Origin of the sequence: Chromobacterium vaccinii, assembly GCF_001855275.1 — a bacterium.
Taxonomy (GTDB): Bacteria; Pseudomonadota; Gammaproteobacteria; order Burkholderiales; family Chromobacteriaceae; genus Chromobacterium; species Chromobacterium vaccinii.
Genome location: NZ_CP017707.1, coordinates 1,114,677 through 1,130,407, shown reverse-complemented (window position 1 = coordinate 1,130,407; position 15,731 = coordinate 1,114,677). Strand labels below are relative to the sequence as shown.

Genomic DNA, 15,731 nt, shown 5'->3' with positions numbered 1-15,731 from the left:
GTCTATTCATCCTCGGTAAACGTTGGGCTTCATTTCATTCAACCTAACCTACATTCCTGACCCGCCCCTGATTCGCTGTCACAACCACATCTGTCGCCGGCTGTGGAGATCTTGCGGCGGCTGGCGCCGGCCATGGGCCAGCCCTCCGCCAGCGAAGAAGGCCGTCCGTCCGTTACTGGAACGGGAAGCTCAGCCGCAGATTGAAGGAGTCGCCGCCGACATCGCTGGTTGTGTGGAAGCCGTGGTTGTAGATCGCCATCAGCTTCACTTTGCCAAGCTGATAGCCAAGCAGCGGGCCGATGCCGTAGTTGCTGGCGCGGCAGCCGCCGGTCTGCGCGCAGGCCGCCGCGCCGCTGCCGGAGTCGTCGCTCAGCTGGTTTTCCTGGTAGCCGCCCATGCCTATCGTCCATTTGCCTATGGTTTTGGCGACGGTGTAGTCGATGGCCAGCTGTTGACCGGACTTGTACTGGGTGTCCGGGTTGCGGAAATTGTAGGCGTAGGTGGCATCCATGCTCAGGTTCCAGCCATTGCGCAGCCAGCTCAGCGCCAAACCGGGTTGCAGCGTCCAGAAGCCGTTGGCGGCGCCGAGATAGGTGCCGTTTGGCAGCCGGCCCGGGGACGAACTGCCGGTGGGCAGGTAGACCGCCAGGCTGGCCTTGAGGTGAAGGTTGTTGGGCAAGGCCCAGGACAGCTGTCCTGGAACCAGGATGGTGTTGAAGGTGCCCCAGCGGCCATTGGGGGGCAGGCCGTCGCCGCTAAGCGTGGTGTAGTCGATCGGCTGGGCGATGGCCACGGCGTAGTCGGCGCCGAACACCTTGAGTCCGGTCGACCACAGCACTTCCGGCAATTCGATCAGCGCTCTGACCCGCAGGCCGGTCTTGTCGCCGTTGTGGTCGTATTTGTCCACCCAGGTCCAGTAGTTGTTCAGCACGCCATAGACGCCTTTCGGCGGCAGCACGCCTGCGGCCAGCCCTTCGTTGACGCCGCGCAGATGAGGATCCCACAGCTCCTGACCATTGGCGCTGGAGTGCGGCAATAGGCAGGCGATGGCGACGGACGCGGCCTGCGCGATCATTTTTGCTGGTTTCATCTTGAAAGTGTCCCTGTTCGGTTTTATTTGGTGGTTGGCGGCATGCTGGGCAACTGTATGCAGGCTTGGCGTTAGGCAAACTGAGTATAGGCCGTGCATTCCAAAGAGGTGGCGCTTGCGAGTAGGCCATGATCATGGATTGTGGACAGAGGGGCATGCATGGACGGGATGTCCTCCCCGCATGCGTGGGAGAGCGGATTTTTCGGCGTGGACGGATCGGAAAATGTCGACAAAAGGAATATCATGCGCCGGAATGCGAATGCGCATGAAAAGCGTTGTAGTTAGGAAACCCGGCCCGCGCAGGGACGGTTGGATGAGTGAACCATTAATGAGGGAAGCAGGGATGGGGCAGCCGTTGAAGGCTTATCAGGTTGGCGGCAACGATATCGTCGCCGCCGGTTCCGTGGAAGAGGCTTTGGCCGTGCTGGAGGAACTGGCAGGCGAAACCGATCTGACTATCGGGGATGTCGCTCCGATTGCGGAGGATGAACTGGACGTGCCGGTGGAGGACGAGGAGGGCAACGCCTGTCCCACCATCCGCCAGATGCTGGCCGAGTTGAGCGAGCCGGCCTATCTTTTCGGCTGGGATTGAGGACGAGCGCCGCTCTCAATCGGATTTGGCTGCAGCCAAAACGCCGCCCCGCCTCAAAACCACTGCCCCAAACCCCGCCAGAAATCGTCCGGCACCCACAGCAGGGCGGCGGTGGTGAGAACATAGCGCAGGAATTTGCCGATCGCCATGTAGCACGCGCTGGGCCAGAACGGGATGCGCAGCCAGCCGGCCAGGGTGCACAGCGGGTCGCCGATGCCCGGCAGCCAGGACAGCAGCAGCATCGGCGCGCCGCGCTTGCGCATCCAGCGGAAGTAGCGCGGATTCAGCGCCGGTTTGCCGCTGCGCGGCGGACGGTTTGTGGGTTCCGCGTGCGGATGGCTATGCGCGCGGTGGCTGCGGCGCAGGCGGTAACGCAGCAGCGCCACCTTGGCGCCGTAACCCATCCACCAGTCGATCATGCCGCCCAGGGTATTGCCCAGCGTGGCGACAGCGATCACCTGCCAGAACATGTCCGGCCTGAGCTTGATGTAGGCGAATACGGCGGGTTCGGACCCTAGCGGCAGCAGGGTGGCGGATACCAGGCTGATCATGAAAACGGCCGACAGGCCCACTTTGGGCAGGGCCAGGGTTCCGAGCAGCCAGTCGAGCAGTCCTTCCATGGGGGCGGGTTCGTTCTTGTGGGGGGCCGTCGATGATATCACCGGCTGGCCGGGGTTTCGCCGCGCATCGCGTGGTAAAGGCGGCTCTTGCGCGGCGGCCGGGAAGGCAGCCCTGCCTGCATCCGCGCGATCCGGCAATCTCGCTGGGAGAGATTAGGTCGGGAATTTAGGCCAGTTTGCAGCGCCGGATGGCGCGGGCATGCTGGCCTTTTTCATTTGCTATGGTTAAACGGCGTGCGATCAGGCGTCCGACACGCATAAAGATGCTTGGCATGGCGAATCGAGGACTGGACGCCTGGTCTTTTCGAAACCTGAAGGGGGAAAGACGATGAAATCATATGGCGCGGAGTTTCTGGGCACTTTCTGGCTGGTGCTGGGCGGCTGCGGCAGCGCGGTGCTGGCGGCGGGGTTTCCCAATCTGGGCATCGGCTTCGCCGGCGTGGCGCTGGCTTTCGGCCTGACGGTGGTGACGATGGCTTACGCGATCGGCCACATTTCCGGCTGCCACCTGAACCCGGCGGTGTCCATCGGTCTGTGGGCCGGCGGGCGCTTTCCCGCGGGACAACTGGCACCGTACATCGTGGCGCAGGTGCTGGGTGGCATCGCGGCGGCGGCGGTGTTGTACGTGATCGCCAGCGGCGGCGCCGGCTTTGATGTGGCCAAGGGCTTTGCTTCCAATGGCTACGCCGAGCATTCGCCGGGCGGCTATTCGCTGCTGGCGGCCCTGGTGTGCGAGGTGGTGATGACCATGTTCTTCCTGCTGGTGATCATGGGCGCCACCGACAAGCGCGCGCCTGCCGGTTTCGCGCCGTTGGCGATAGGCCTGGCGCTGACCCTGATCCACCTGATCAGCATCCCGGTCACCAATACCTCGGTCAATCCGGCGCGCAGCACCGGCGTGGCCTTGTTCGTCGGCGGCTGGGCGGTGCAGCAGCTGTGGCTGTTCTGGCTGGCCCCCATCATCGGCGGAGTGCTGGGCGCGAAGGTGTACCGCCTGATCGCCGGCGAGCCCGAGTAAGCTCCGCTTCTGTTGGCGCATGGAAAAAAAGCCGCGGCGTTTGCCGCGGCTTTTTCTTGTCCGCCCATGCGTCAATCGGCGAGGGTCGCCTGACGCGTTTTCAGCTGCGGCAGGATGCCGGCGACGATCTCGCAGCAGCGCAGCCGGTCGGAAAAGTCGTGGCAGTCGACCGACAGCATGATCTCGTCGACGCCGGTCTCGTCCAGCAGCTTTTGCAGCCCTATCCTCACCGTTTCCGGCCCGCCGAACACCGCCGCGCCCAGCCATTCGCTGCGGACGGAGAACTCCTCGCGCGGGCTCCACAGGCCATCCATGCTGTCCACCGGCGGCGGCAGCGGGCGGCGGTCGCCGCGGATCAGATTGAGGAATTTCTGGTACGGCGTGGTGGCCAGGCGCTGGGCTTTTTCGTCGCTGTCCGCCGCCAGCACCGGGATGCAGGCCATCGCGTACGGTTGGCTCAGCGCGGCGGAGGGCTGGAACAGATGGCGGTACAACTGCAGCGCCTCATGCAACTGGGCCGGGGCGAAGTGGGCGGCGAAGGCGAAAGGCAGGCCCAGCTGCGCGGCCAGCTGCGCGCCGTACAGGCTGGAGCCCAGCAGCCATACCGGCACGTTGGTGCCGGTGCCGGGAATGGCGCGCACGGCTTGGCCCGGCTGTTCCGGCCCCAGGTAGCCGCGCAGCTCCGCCACTTGCTGCGGGAAGTCGTCGCCGGGGCCCAGGCGGTCGCGGCGCAGCGCGCGGGCGGTGAGCGGATCGGTGCCGGGCGCGCGGCCCAGTCCCAGGTCGATGCGGCCGGGGAACAGCGTGGCCAGCGTGCCGAACTGCTCGGCCACCACCAGCGGCGCGTGATTGGGCAGCATGATGCCGCCGGAGCCGACCCGCATGCGTTGGGTGTGGGCCGCGATGTGGCCTATCATCACCGCGGTGGCGGAACTGGCCACGCCGGCCATATTGTGGTGCTCGGCCACCCAGAAGCGTGTGTAGCCCAGTCGCTCGACATGACGGGCCAATGCGGCGCTGTCGCGCAGGGCCTGGGCGGCGTCGCCGCCGGCGACGATGGGCGCCAGTTCCAGCATGGAGAGGCGCGGGGATGCGGAGGGTGTCATTCAAATCAGCCTGTGTTGGCGCGCGCGGACGGCGCCGGCGCGGGATGAAGCCAGTATACGGAGCGGCGCCGTTCGTCAGAAGTAGGCACTTTCAGGTGGGATAGTTGCCTTCTGGTGCGTATGGTGGTGAAAGAGCTGTCTTGAATTATCCGGGTACGGCCATATTTGAGAACCATTCCTGTTTGAGAGAGCAAGCATCATGACGAATCGCAGCAATCTGGACATTGTCCGCGCCACTTACGAGGGCAAATCCGAAGACAATGGCCGCAACCTGCTGGCGGCGCTGGCGCCGGGCGCCGAATGGACCGAGGCGGCGGGCTTTCCGTACGCCGGCACTTACGTTGGCCCGCAGGCCATCGTGGAAAACGTGTTCCAGCGGCTGGGCAGCGAGTGGGACGGCTACCGCGCGGCGGTGGATCATTACTACGTGGATGGCGACAATGTGGTCGCCCAGGGCTTTTACCACGGCGCCTACCGCGCCACCGGCAAGAGCTTCACCGCGTCCTTCGCCCATGTCTACACGCTGAAGGACGGCAAGATCGTCAAGTTCGAGCAGATTGTGGACAGCGCCAAGGTGTGGGAGGCGATGCGCCCCTGATCGCTTAGCGCGATGAAAAACGGCCAGCTCCGAAGGGAGGCTGGCCGTTTTGCTTTGTCAGGATGCTTTACACCGGCTGGAGCTGTTCGCCGACGCCGGCGCGCAGCAGGCGCTTGACTATCATTTTCAGCACCACGCCGTACATGGGCAGGAAGAACAGCATGCAGATCAGCACCTTGAAGCTGTAGTCCACCAGCGCGATCTCCACCCAGTTGGCGGCCATGAACGGATCGCTGCTCTTGTAGAAGGCGATGAAGAAGAACGATAGCGTGTCGCTGATGTTGCCGAAGAACATCGCGGCGGCCGGCGCCACCCACCAGGCCTTGAGCTGGCGCAGCCGGTTGAACACCTGCACGTCCAGGATCTGGCCCAGCGCGTAGGCGGCGAAGCTGGCCGCGGCGATGCGGGCGACGAACAGGTTGAAATGCTCCAGCGCCCGGAAGCCTTGCCACGCTCCCTGATAGAACAGCGTGGACACCAGGTAGGAGATCGCCAGCGCCGGCACCATCGCCGCCAGGATGATGCGCCGGGCCAGGGACGCGCCGAAAATACGCACGGTCAAATCGGTGGCCAGGAAGATGAACGGGAAGGTGAACGCCCCCCAGGTGGTGTGGAAGCCGAAGATGGTGATCGGCAGCTGCACCAGGTAGTTGCTGGAGGCGATGATGGCGATGTGGAGCATCGACAGCTGTATCAGAGCGGACAGGCGCTGCCGGTCGGTAAAGGCAAACATTGATGCATCCTTTTTGCTGAATGGGGTGAGGGAACCCAGTGAATACCCGCCGGAGGCCCATGGCCCGGCGACAGAGGGGCGTGATGATACCGCTTTTTGTCTATACATGAAAATATTTCCGCAAAATCAAGGCCATTGCCAGCTTATGTCTGAATGGCGTCATGCAGAATGACTTGTTGTTTGTTGGACAAAGAAAGCTATAAATATTCTAAGTAAATTCTCGTAATCGAATTCGATGCGCCGGGCCTGCTAGGAGTTGGACATGACCATTACCAAAAGACTGCTGTTGACCACCATACTGGCGCTGCTGGTGATGCTGGCGTTGGGCGTGCAGGGCCTGTGGAAGCAGCAGCAGGCCAATGAGCGCTTCGATTACATGAAGATCAATACTTTTCCCAGCATCCACACGCTTGACGACGCCAAGGAGGCGCTGGCGGACGTGAGGCTGACGCTGGCGCGCAGCGTGGCCTTGTCGGACCCGGCGGCCAAGAAGGCCGAGTTCGCCGCGCTGGCGGACCTGGACAAGCGCTTCGACGCGGCGCTGGACAAATACGAGAAAGAGTTGATCTCCAACGATGCCGACCGCAAGCTGCTGCAGGTAGACCGTGATGACATGAAAATGTATCGCCAGCAGCGCGACAAGTATCTGCAACTGGTCCAGGACAATAATGTGGCGGCGGCGGACAAGCTGATGACCGGCGACATGTCCAACGAGGCCAAGGCGTTGAACCAGGCGCTGATCGATCATATCGAGTTCAACTACAAACTGGCTGAGCAGCTGAGCAAGGACAACGCTGCGGCCTATCTGGCCGCCTGGTGGCAGTCGACGATATTGGTGGCGCTGGCAGTGCTGGTGTGCGGCTGGCTCAGCGGCCATCTGTTCCTCAATATCCGCAGCAGCCTGGAGCAGACGCTGAGCACCATGCAGGCGGTGCGGACTTCGCTGGACTTCCGCCTGCGCGCGCCGGTGGCGAGGATGGACGAGATCGGCAAGACCGCCACCGCGTTCAACGAACTGATGGCCAGGCTGCAGCAAAGCTTCCAGGAAATCCGCCGCAGCGTGGAGGACATGGAAGGCTCCATCATCCATATGGTGAACTCGTCCGGCGAAATCGCGTCCAGCTCGGTGCAGCAGAGCGAGTCGGCTTCGGCGATGGCCGCCGCGGTGGAGCAGGTTACGGTCAGCATCAACCATGTGGCCGACCGCGCCCGGGAGGCCAATCATCAGGCGAGGGAGGCCGGCGAAATCGCCGACCGCGGCAGTCGGGTGGTGTTGGGCACGGTGGACGGCATCAGCGCGGTGGCGGAGTCGGTGGGCGAGGCGTCCGACCGCATCGGCAAGCTGCGCGACGACAGCGTCACCATCGCCACTGTGCTGGGCGTGATCAAGGATATTGCCGACCAGACCAATCTCCTGGCGCTGAACGCCGCGATCGAAGCTGCGCGCGCCGGCGAAACGGGGCGCGGCTTCGCCGTGGTGGCGGACGAAGTGCGCAAGCTGGCCGAGCGCACCGCCAGCTCCACCACCGAGATTTCCGCGGTGATAGACAAGATGCAGCAGGGCACCCAGGCCGCGGTGACCGGCATGCAGCAAGTGGTGACCAGGGTGAACGAAGAGGCGGAGAAAGCGCGCGACGCCGGGGATACCATCCAACAGATCAAGACCAACTCCTCGCACAGCATGCTGCTGATCGGCGAGATTTCCGACAGCATTGTCGAGCAGGGCAGCGCCAGCAACACCATCGCCCAAAAAGTGGAGCAGATCGCGCAGATGGCGGAAGCCAACTCCAAGGCGTCGTCCGATTCGGCCGATTCCGCCCGCGAACTGCGCGACCAGGCTGGCAATATCCAGCGCACGGTGGCGCAGTACAAAGTGTGAACCGAACAATGACAGGGATCGGGGAAGATCCGACAGGGCCGCAAGGCCCTGTTTTTTTTGGGCGGACGTTTTTGCAGGAAAAGCGATAAGCAAGCCAGGATTAATTGCTTAGCCGGGCGCGGCGCGCTTGTTAGATTGGAACGGTATTTCCAACTCGTACCAAATGGACAAGCCATGGCGAAACCGCGCGCATTTCTCAAACTGATCCTTTCCGCCGCATTGGCCGTTTCGGGCGTCGCCGCGGCGGCGGACGCCGTCACCGTCGGCTACCAGACCGGCATCGACCCCACCAAGGTGCCGCAGGCCGACGGCGCTTACGAGAAGGCCACCGGCAGCCGCATCAACTGGCGCAAGTTCGACAGCGGCGCCGACCTGATCGCGGCGGTGGCCTCCGGCGACGTGGCCATCGGCAACATCGGCTCCAGCCCGCTGGCGGCCGCCGCCAGCCGCGGCCTGCCGATCGAGACCTTCCTGGTGGCCGACGAGATCGGCTTCGCCGAGGCGCTGGTGGCGCGCAAGGGCAGCGGCATCGCCAAACCGCAGGACCTGGTCGGCAAGAAGGTGGCGGTGCCTTTCGTCTCCACCACCCATTACAGCCTGCTGGCCGCGCTGCGCCATTGGGGCATTGACCCGGCCAAGGTGAAGATCCTCAATCTGCGCCCCGGCGAGATCGCGGCCGCCTGGCAGCGCGGCGACATCGACGCCGCCTATGTCTGGGACCCGGCGCTGGGCAAGATCAAGCCCGGCGGCGCGGTGCTGACCAGCTCTGCGGAAGTGGCCAAATGGGGCGCGCCCACCTACGACATCTGGGTGGTGCGCAAGGACTTCGCCGCCGCGCATCCCGAGTTCGTCTCGCGCTTCGCCAAGGTGTCGCTGGACGCCATCGGCGCTTATCTGGCCGATCCGCAGGCCTTCATCGCCAATGCTTCCAACATCGCCAAGATCGGCCGGCTGACCGGCGCCGCCGCGCCGGACGTGGTGGCCGGGCTGAAGGGCAACCGCTTCCTCGGCCGCGACGATCAGGCCGCGCTGCTGCAGTCGCCGTTCGTGGCCGCGGTGGGTAAGACCGCCGCTTTCCTGAAGGCGCAGGGCAAGGTGGAATCGCTGCAGCCGGACTACGGCCCCTACGTGACCAACCGCTTCGTCAAGACGGCGAGGTGAGCATGGCGGCGCTGATCGCAGACAGGGTGTCGGTTCGCTATCCCGGCCAGGCGCAGCCGGCGCTGGACGGCGTGTCGCTGAGCGTGGGGCCGGGCGAGCTGGCGGTGGCGCTGGGGCCGTCCGGCTGCGGCAAGACCACCTTGCTCAATCTGTTCGCCGGCTTCCAGTTTCCCGACTCCGGCAGCGTGCGCTTCGGCGGCGCGCCGGTGGCCGGGCCGGGCGCGGACCGGGCGGTGGTGTTCCAGCAGCACGCGCTGCTGCCCTGGCTGAGCGCGCTGGACAACGTCGCCTTCGGCTTGCGCCTGCGCGGCGCGCCGCGCGCCGAACGCCGAGAATTGGCCGAGCGGGCGCTGGAGCAGGTGGATCTGGCCGATGCCGGCGCCCGCTATCCCTGGCAGCTGTCCGGCGGGCAGAAGCAGAGGATCGGCATCGCCCGCGCCTTGGCCGGCCGCGCCGGGGCCTTGCTGATGGACGAGCCCTTCGGCGCTTTGGACGCCTTCACCCGCGAGCAGATGCAGGAGCTGCTGCTCAAGGTATGGGCCGAGTCCGGCAGCAGCGTGTTCCTGATCACCCACGACATCGAGGAGGCGCTGTTCCTCGCCACCGAGCTGGTGTTGATGTCGCCGGGGCCGGGCCGCATCGTCAAGACGCTGCGCCCGCCGTTCAGCCGCCGCTGGCGCGCCGGCGACAGCGCGCGGGCGATCAAGTCCGATCCGGAATTCATCGCCTTGAGAGAACAACTGCTGGCCGACGTGTTCGCCCAGCGCCGACAGGAGGCATGGGCATGAGCGGCACCGAAACCACCGCGGAGCGGGAGCTGTTGACGGTTTCCTCCCGCATCGAGGCCGGCCCGAGGCCGGGGCGCGAGCCGTCCCGGCTATGGCTGGGCGCGGCCAGCCTGGCGCTGCTGCTGGGCGGCTGGTGGCTGCTGGCGCATAGCGGCTGGGTGCCGGCGTTGTTTCTGCCAGCGCCGGAGGCAGTGTTGGGCAAGCTGTTCGTCGTCGCCGGCCAGGGCTTCATGGACGCCACGCTGTGGCAGCATCTGGAGGCCAGCCTGCAACGCATCGCGCTGGCCTTGAGCGCCGCGGTGGCGGTGGGCGTGCCGCTGGGCGCGCTGATGGGGCGCAGCCAGCTGGCACAGGGCTTGCTTGATCCCATGCTGGAAGCATATCGTCCGGTGCCGCCGCTCGCCTATCTGCCGCTGATCGTGATCTGGTTCGGCATAGGCGAGCTGTCCAAGGTGCTGCTGATTTTCCTGGCCATCCTGGCGCCGGTGGCCATCGCCACCCGCCACGGCGTGGCCCAGGTCAGCTGCAACCGGCTGCGCGCGGCGCAGAGCCTGGGCGCCAACCGCTCGCAGCTATTGTGGCTGGTGGTGTTGCCCGAGGCGCTGCCGCAGATACTGACCGGCATCCGCATCGGTTTGGGCGCCGGCTGGTCCACGCTGGTGGCGGCGGAGCTGGTGGCGGCCACGCGTGGGCTGGGCTTCATGGTGCAGTCGGCGGCGCAGTTTCTGGTCACCGACGTGGTGGTGCTGGGCATTCTGGTGATCGCCGCGGTGGCCTTCGCGCTGGAGCTGGGCCTGCGCGCGCTGCAGGATCGGCTGGCGCCTTGGCATGGACAACAAGACTAAATACAAGCAAGAGGGGATTTGAATGAGTTTGCAATTGACCCGCCTGAGCCCGGCGCTGGGCGCGGTGGTGGAGGGGATAGACCTGGCGCGGCCGTTGGACGATGAGCAGCGCCGGGCATTGAACGAGGCGCTGCTGCGCCACCAGGTGCTGTTTTTCCGCGGCCAGGACATCACGCCGCTGCAGCAGCGCAATTTCGCTGTGCGCTTCGGCGATCTGCACACCCACCCGATCTACCCGCAACACCCGGACGCGCGCGAGATCGTGGTGCTGGACACCGATGTGGTGGACTTGCAGGACAACGCTATCTGGCATACCGACGTCACCTTCATAGAGACCCCGCCGCTGGGCGCGGTGCTGGCGGCGCGGCAGCTGCCGGAGCTGGGCGGCGACACGCTGTGGGCCAGCGGCATCGCCGCCTACGAGGCGCTGTCGGCCAGCCTGAAGGCCAGGTTGGAAGGCTTGAGCGCCGTCCACGATTTCGCCAAATCGTTCCCGCTGGCGCGCTACGGCCTGACCGACGACGATCGCCGCCGCTGGGATGAAACGCGGCGCAAGCATCCGCCTGTCAGCCACCCGGTGGTGCGCATCCACCCGGAAAGCGGCCGCCGCGCGCTGTTCGTCAACGAAGGCTTCACCATCGCCATCAACGAATTGCCGGACGGCGAGGGCAACGCGCTGCTGCAATTCCTGTTCGCCCACCAGTCCAAGCCGGAGTTTTCGATCCGCTGGCGCTGGCAGCCGGGCGACGTGGCGTTCTGGGACAACCGCTGCACCATCCATTACGCGGTGGACGACTACCGGCCGGCGCGGCGGGTGATGCACCGGGCGACGATACTGGGAGACCAGCCGTACTAGTTTGGCGGAGTTGAGTCTTGCAGGCAGCAAAAAGGCCATCCTCAGGGATGGCCTTTTCATTTGAATGACGACGGGACGGATCAGCCGACCAGCCGCATCTTGAACTGCTTGCCCTTGATCTTGCATTGCGACAGCTTGGCCAGCGCGTCTTCGGCGATGGAGCGCTCCAGCGCGACGAAGCTGGCGAACTCGAAGATATTGATCTTGCCGATCTGGCTGCCCTGAAAGCCGGCGTCGCCGGTCAGCGCGCCCAGCAGGTCGCCCGGGCGCAGCTTTTCGCGTTTGCCGCCGGCGATTTCCAGCGTCACCATCGGCGGCAGCAGCGGGCCGCCGGGGGCCGGAGTCAGCTCTTCCACGTCGGCCCAGGTCAGGTCGGCCTGCTGGTAGTTTTCGATCTGCACCAGGCGCTTGGCTTCGCTGTCGGTGGCCAGGGTCAGCGCCAGGCCGTGCTGCTCGCCGCGGCCGGTGCGGCCGATGCGGTGGATGTGCACTTCCGGATCATGGGTGACGTCGACGTTGATCACCACGTCCAGTTCCTTGATGTCCAGGCCGCGCGCGGCCACATCGGTGGCAACCAACACGGTGGCGCTCTTGTTGGCGAAGCGCAGCAGGATCTGGTCGCGCTCGCGCTGTTCAAGGTCGCCGTGCAGGGTCAGCGCGTTGAAGCCCTGTTCCTGCAGCTCGCGCACCAGCTCCTTGCAGCGTTCGCGGGTGTTGCAGAAGGCCAGCGCCGAAGTGGGGCGCAGATGGCGCAGGATGCGGCTCACCGTTTCCAGCCGGGTTTCCGGCTTCACCTTGTAGAACCACTGCTCGATGTGGTCGGCGTTGTGCAGCGACTCCACCTTCACTTCGACCGGGTTTTTCAGGAACTGCGCGCTGGCCTTGCGGATGTCTTCCGGATAGGTGGCGGAGAACAGCAGGGTTTGGCGGGTCTTCGGGCAGGCGCGGACGATGCCGACGATCTCCTCGATGAAGCCCATGTCTATCATGCGGTCGGCCTCGTCTAGCACCAGCGTCTTCACGCCGGCCAGGTTCAGCGTTTCGCGGAACAGGTGGTCCTGCAGCCGGCCCGGCGTGCCCACCACGATGTGGGCGCCGTGCTCCAGCGAACCGATCTGCGGGCCCATCGGGGTGCCGCCGGTCAGCGTCACCACCTTGATGTTGTCGATGGCGCGCGCCAGGCGGCGGATTTCCTGAGCCACCTGGTCGGCCAGTTCGCGCGTCGGGCACATCACCAGCGCCTGCACGCCGAACCAGCGCGGATTGAGGCTGGCCAACAGGCCCAGTCCGAACGCAGCCGTCTTGCCGCTGCCGGTCTTGGCCTGGGCGATCAGGTCGCGGCCTTCCAGAATGGCGGGCAGGCTGGCGGCCTGGATGGCGGTCATCTGGTGGTAGCCCAGGCTGTCCAGGTTGGACAGCAAGGGGGCGGGCAGGGGCAGACTGGAAAAAGCGGCTGGTTTCACAATGACTTGGCGCGGTTGGCTAAAGGCTGGGCAGTGTAACAGCAGTGAGGCTCGCGGCCAAATGCCAGGCGCATTTTCGGTTGGGAAAACGCCCGGCAGAGCCGGGCGCGGGGAACTGTCTATCTTGTTTTATCAGATGCAGCCGGTTTTGCCGGGTTAAGCGCTCACACCCGGAAGCGCGACACCGAGTCGGTCAGCCGCTTGGCCAGCGCCTCCAGCTCCGCGGCCGCGCCCACGGTCTGGCGGATGTCGGCGTCGTTGGTGCGCGCCATGCCGGCGATGGCGTCGATGTTCTCGTTCACCGTCTGGCTGGTGCGGCGCTGCTGTTCGGTCACTTCCACGATCTGCCTGAGGCCGCTGCGCACCTCGGCCACCGACTGGTTGGCCGCGTCCAACACGCCGGCCACGCTGTCGGTGGCGTGGCGGCTGGCCTCCAGTGATTGCAGGCCGGCGCTCACCGCCTGGCGCACCGCGTCGGTCTTGTCATTGAGCGAGCCGGTGACTGCGTCGATCTCGCTGGCGGACTTGGCCGACTTTTCCGCCAGCTTGCGCACTTCGTCGGCCACCACGGCGAAGCCGCGGCCTTGCTCGCCGGCGCGGGCGGCTTCGATCGCCGCGTTCAGCGCCAGGAGATTGGTCTGCTCGGCGATTTCGCGCACTTGCTTGGTCATGTGGGTGATCACGGCGGTGGAGTTGACCAGCTCGCTCTCCGCCTGCGCCATCAGCTGCACCGCGCTTTCCGCCTGGCCTACCTCGCGCTGCAGCCGGTGCAGGCTTTGCCGGCCTTGTTCCGAGCGCTGCAGGCTTTCCTCTGCGCCGCTGCTGACGTGCTCGGCCTTGCCGGCGATCTCGCCGATGTGGGCGGCCAGCTGGTCCACCGCCTCGGCGGCGGCTTGCGACTGGCTGTTCTGGCGATGGGAGCTGGCGGCCAGCTGGCCAGCGCCGTCGGACAGGCTGCGCGCAGACAGCGCCACCGCGTCGGCGCTGTCGCTGACCTGGCGCACCAGGCCGGCCACGGTGCCCAGCATCTGGTTGAACAGGCGGGCGGTGACGCCGATTTCGTCCCGGCTGCGTTCCGGCAGGCGGCGGGTGAGGTCGCCTTCGCCCTTGGCCAGCTCGGCCAGGCCCTCGGACATCTCCCGCAGCGGACGGGTGACGAAGCGGCGGATGAACAGATAGACCACCGCCAGCATCGGCAGCGAGGCGAACAGCGCGAACAGGATGCTCTGGGTGCGGAAGGCATCGACGGACGCGTATGGTTTAGCAAGCGATGTCAAAGGTGGATATAGCGTTTGGACAAAAAAATCCCCCGGCGCAAGGCTGGGGGCAAGGGGTAGAACCTGATTCATGCGGCGGGGATGGTGCCGCGTCCTTCACAGAATGGGCAGGGGATGCGAACGCTCGCGTCTCCTTTGCAGATCGGGCAATGCGATGGATGCCGTTGTGTCAGGAATGGAAGACTGCAAGGCACATGGCGCTTTCCTTTGCATTGTGGGCAGGTGATGAGTCGCATGGCGTCCTTTCCTGACGACGGACATATGACAAGTTGCGCGGTCTAAACATGTCCTGAAATTAACTTAATACATCAATAGTGAACATAACATGTCATTCCACTAATGGGCAAGCTAAGGCAACGTTAAACATCATATGTAGATGCGAAACGTCAAAGAAAATGGGAACAACGCTTGCGGTTAGAGTTGGGGCGAACATCGCAGAGGCCCGGAAGCGTGCAGGGCTGGCACAAAAAGTAGTTGCTGAGCGCATAGGGATGGAAACTGAGTCTTTGTCGAGGATTGAGCGCGGTAATGCATTGCCAGGCTTGGCGACTCTTGATCGGCTCGCGGATATCTTGGGTATCTCGCTGCAGCAGTTGCTGAGCGGGGCCTCCGTGGGGTTGTCGTCACTGGCGGCAACAATTCAAGAGGAAATTGCGCCACTTGATGACGCGGATCGCCTGTTTGTGGTTGAGCAAATCCGGGTGTTGTCTAGGAAACTGGCGGAAAAATCAAAGTAGAGTCCTAGACTTTGTATTAAGCTGCTAGCTTTGGTGGTTTACTGCGCTTAGCTGATTTCTTTTCAATAGTAAGGAATTTCAGTCCGGGTGGGGAGGTGTGGACTCGCATATGCCCTTCCCCTATTAGAAAATTCTTGTAGCTTGCGATTGCAACATTCCACGCTTCTTTTGCAACCTTTTCACCTGTTTCAATAATATTGCCATCTTCATCCACAATGGCCAGCAGTGCAGGCTTTCCCTCCGCTGTTTGAATTGTAAGACCTTCAAATATGACTGCGCTCATGTTGGCACGGTCAAGACTTCCTACCTGAATATTCCCGATACACATTTTATTCCCCTAAGTTAATTAAGCTATGGCTAGGTTGGTTTCTTGCAGCCTTTTTAGCCTGCATCTAAGATTTTTAATTGCTCTTTTCTCTCTTGTATGGTGTGGGATTCCTGTTTTTTTTCCATTAGGAAAGATCAGGACTGGATTTTTTCGTCCTTGCCGTAGCTGGCCTCCGGCTGCGAGGATTGGCGCAATAATAGCGTGGATTTCTTTTTGCATATTAATTGGTGAGGTGGGGTAATTAAACAGCCCGCTATGTGGCGGGCTGTTTGTTACGCTGCGTCAGGAAGAGTGAGAGGCAAGCTGAGCATGGTGTCGCATATGGCTAGCACTGCCCATGGTTCGCTATGGATATATATATCGCCGGTTTCTATTGAGTAATGCATTGAAAGATTCCGTTTGGCTGCTAACGCTTTTACTACGCTAAGCTGTATACCTCTCGTTATGACAATTATGCGAATGTGTGGGCCGGCATTCGTTTGAAGGTGTGCGTTTATATGTTCAATGCAGATAAGAGACTGGCCCTGAATGTCTGCTAGCAGTTCTTTCATCAACCGTAAATGCCTATGGATTTCTGGCATGGCTTTTTGTAGGTTATGGAATTGTTGTTGAATGTCGTCTTGAATTTTCATTGAGTGGA

The 15,731-nt window shown here is 63.5% G+C and carries 17 protein-coding genes; 9 read left to right on the top strand and 8 right to left on the bottom strand.

Annotated elements, in window-relative coordinates; translation table 11 throughout:
- Window positions 1-172 precede the first annotated feature (172 nt).
- Window positions 173-1,090 (bottom strand): SphA family protein, encoded by a 918-nt coding sequence (locus tag BKX93_RS05030; protein ID WP_186009497.1) that lies wholly within the window; start codon window positions 1,088-1,090, stop codon window positions 173-175.
- A gap of 343 nt (window positions 1,091-1,433) precedes the next feature.
- Here BKX93_RS05030 and BKX93_RS05025 point away from each other — a divergent pair, with 343 nt between their 5' ends.
- Window positions 1,434-1,682: a hypothetical protein gene (locus tag BKX93_RS05025; RefSeq protein ID WP_070978995.1), complete on the top strand. Its 249-nt coding sequence runs from the start codon at window positions 1,434-1,436 to the stop codon at window positions 1,680-1,682.
- Window positions 1,683-1,735: 53 nt separating this feature from the next.
- On the opposite strand, the gene BKX93_RS05020 is transcribed toward BKX93_RS05025, so the two are convergent.
- Window positions 1,736-2,302, bottom strand: a complete 567-nt coding sequence (locus tag BKX93_RS05020; RefSeq protein WP_070978993.1) for a YqaA family protein — start codon at window positions 2,300-2,302, stop codon at window positions 1,736-1,738.
- Between the two features lie 328 nt (window positions 2,303-2,630).
- Here BKX93_RS05020 and aqpZ point away from each other — a divergent pair, with 328 nt between their 5' ends.
- Window positions 2,631-3,320 (top strand): aquaporin Z, encoded by a 690-nt coding sequence (aqpZ, locus tag BKX93_RS05015; RefSeq protein WP_046157746.1) that lies wholly within the window; start codon window positions 2,631-2,633, stop codon window positions 3,318-3,320.
- Window positions 3,321-3,391: 71 nt separating this feature from the next.
- Here the strand turns inward: aqpZ and BKX93_RS05010 are convergent, their stop codons facing one another.
- Window positions 3,392-4,426 carry an LLM class flavin-dependent oxidoreductase gene (locus BKX93_RS05010; RefSeq protein ID WP_070978991.1) on the bottom strand — a complete coding sequence of 345 codons (1,035 nt, stop codon included), beginning with the start codon at window positions 4,424-4,426 and terminating at the stop codon, window positions 3,392-3,394.
- Window positions 4,427-4,625: 199 nt separating this feature from the next.
- On the opposite strand from BKX93_RS05010, the gene BKX93_RS05005 reads away from it, so the two are divergent.
- Window positions 4,626-5,024 carry a nuclear transport factor 2 family protein gene (locus BKX93_RS05005; protein WP_070978989.1) on the top strand — a complete coding sequence of 133 codons (399 nt, stop codon included), beginning with the start codon at window positions 4,626-4,628 and terminating at the stop codon, window positions 5,022-5,024.
- Between the two features lie 67 nt (window positions 5,025-5,091).
- On the opposite strand, the gene BKX93_RS05000 is transcribed toward BKX93_RS05005, so the two are convergent.
- The gene (locus BKX93_RS05000; RefSeq protein WP_070978987.1) at window positions 5,092-5,757 is read right to left on the bottom strand and encodes a 7-cyano-7-deazaguanine/7-aminomethyl-7-deazaguanine transporter; all 666 of its coding nucleotides are present in this window, start codon (window positions 5,755-5,757) and stop codon (window positions 5,092-5,094) included.
- A gap of 262 nt (window positions 5,758-6,019) precedes the next feature.
- On the opposite strand from BKX93_RS05000, the gene BKX93_RS04995 reads away from it, so the two are divergent.
- From BKX93_RS04995 to tauD, 5 genes are all read left to right on the top strand, one after another.
- Window positions 6,020-7,636 carry a methyl-accepting chemotaxis protein gene (locus BKX93_RS04995; protein WP_046168885.1) on the top strand — a complete coding sequence of 539 codons (1,617 nt, stop codon included), beginning with the start codon at window positions 6,020-6,022 and terminating at the stop codon, window positions 7,634-7,636.
- A 174-nt stretch (window positions 7,637-7,810) separates the two neighbouring features.
- The gene (tauA, locus tag BKX93_RS04990; protein ID WP_070978984.1) at window positions 7,811-8,797 is read left to right on the top strand and encodes a taurine ABC transporter substrate-binding protein; all 987 of its coding nucleotides are present in this window, start codon (window positions 7,811-7,813) and stop codon (window positions 8,795-8,797) included.
- 2 nt (window positions 8,798-8,799) lie between these two features.
- The gene (gene tauB / locus BKX93_RS04985) at window positions 8,800-9,585 is read left to right on the top strand and encodes a taurine ABC transporter ATP-binding subunit (RefSeq protein WP_046157752.1); all 786 of its coding nucleotides are present in this window, start codon (window positions 8,800-8,802) and stop codon (window positions 9,583-9,585) included.
- Complete coding sequence (gene tauC / locus BKX93_RS04980; protein ID WP_070978982.1) at window positions 9,582-10,430, top strand: taurine ABC transporter permease TauC; 849 nt, start codon at window positions 9,582-9,584, stop codon at window positions 10,428-10,430. Before tauB ends, tauC begins: the two co-directional genes overlap by 4 nt.
- Window positions 10,431-10,452: 22 nt before the next feature.
- Window positions 10,453-11,286: a taurine dioxygenase gene (gene tauD / locus BKX93_RS04975; protein WP_046168911.1), complete on the top strand. Its 834-nt coding sequence runs from the start codon at window positions 10,453-10,455 to the stop codon at window positions 11,284-11,286.
- An 80-nt stretch (window positions 11,287-11,366) separates the two neighbouring features.
- Here tauD and dbpA read toward each other — a convergent pair whose 3' ends face one another.
- Together dbpA and BKX93_RS04965 are read right to left on the bottom strand one after the other, a co-directional pair.
- Window positions 11,367-12,749, bottom strand: coding sequence for an ATP-dependent RNA helicase DbpA (gene dbpA, locus BKX93_RS04970; protein ID WP_046157755.1), 1,383 nt, complete (start codon window positions 12,747-12,749; stop codon window positions 11,367-11,369).
- A 164-nt stretch (window positions 12,750-12,913) separates the two neighbouring features.
- Window positions 12,914-14,026, bottom strand: coding sequence for a methyl-accepting chemotaxis protein (locus tag BKX93_RS04965; protein WP_235429537.1), 1,113 nt, complete (start codon window positions 14,024-14,026; stop codon window positions 12,914-12,916).
- 395 nt (window positions 14,027-14,421) lie between these two features.
- Here BKX93_RS04965 and BKX93_RS04960 point away from each other — a divergent pair, with 395 nt between their 5' ends.
- Window positions 14,422-14,763, top strand: a complete 342-nt coding sequence (locus BKX93_RS04960) for a helix-turn-helix domain-containing protein (RefSeq protein ID WP_046157756.1) — start codon at window positions 14,422-14,424, stop codon at window positions 14,761-14,763.
- Between the two features lie 16 nt (window positions 14,764-14,779).
- Here the strand turns inward: BKX93_RS04960 and BKX93_RS23605 are convergent, their stop codons facing one another.
- On the bottom strand, window positions 14,780-15,091 hold the full coding sequence (locus BKX93_RS23605; protein ID WP_186009496.1) for a hypothetical protein: 312 nt from the start codon (window positions 15,089-15,091) through the stop codon (window positions 14,780-14,782).
- Between the two features lie 272 nt (window positions 15,092-15,363).
- A complete protein-coding gene (locus tag BKX93_RS24560; protein WP_144408871.1) occupies window positions 15,364-15,723 on the bottom strand; it encodes a hypothetical protein in 360 nt (119 codons plus the stop codon).
- Window positions 15,724-15,731: the final 8 nt, after the last annotated feature.